Source organism: Adlercreutzia sp. DFI.6.23 (assembly GCF_024462535.1).
GTDB classification, from domain to species: Bacteria; Actinomycetota; Coriobacteriia; order Coriobacteriales; family Eggerthellaceae; genus Adlercreutzia; species Adlercreutzia rubneri.
The window spans coordinates 1-409 of the sequence record NZ_JANGBP010000166.1 but is presented as its reverse complement, the minus strand read 5'-3'; the positions used below and the strand labels follow the sequence as shown (position 1 = coordinate 409).

At 66.3% G+C, this 409-nt stretch carries 1 pseudogene; it reads left to right on the top strand.

Annotated features, from left to right (window positions below):
- Positions 1-409 (top strand): annotated as a pseudogene (locus tag NE591_RS12840) (elongation factor G); the annotation flags it as partial.

The following is a 409-nucleotide window of genomic DNA, read 5'->3' as shown; positions in this document are numbered from 1 at the left end:
CAGGTAGACATGCTGATCGGGCGCTTGAAGGAGCAGTCCGGCGTGGAGGCGAAGCTCGTGCCCGTGCGCATCCCCTACCGCGAGACCATTACCAATCAGGCCGAGGCCCAGGGCCGTCACAAGAAGCAGACCGGCGGCGCCGGCCAGTTCGGCGACTGCTGGCTGAGGTTGGCCCCCATCCCCGGCGAGGGCTACGAGTTCGTGGACGAGATCAAGGGCGGCGCCAGTCCCAACGGCCTCATCCCGGTGGTGGATAAGGGCGTGCGCGAGGCCATGGAAGAGGGCTTCCTCGCGGGGTACCCCATGGTGGACATCAAGTGCACGGTGTTCGACGGCTCGTATCATTCCGTCGACTCCAATGAGATGGCCTTCAAGACCGCGGCGCGCATCGGCTTCCGCGCCTGCTGCG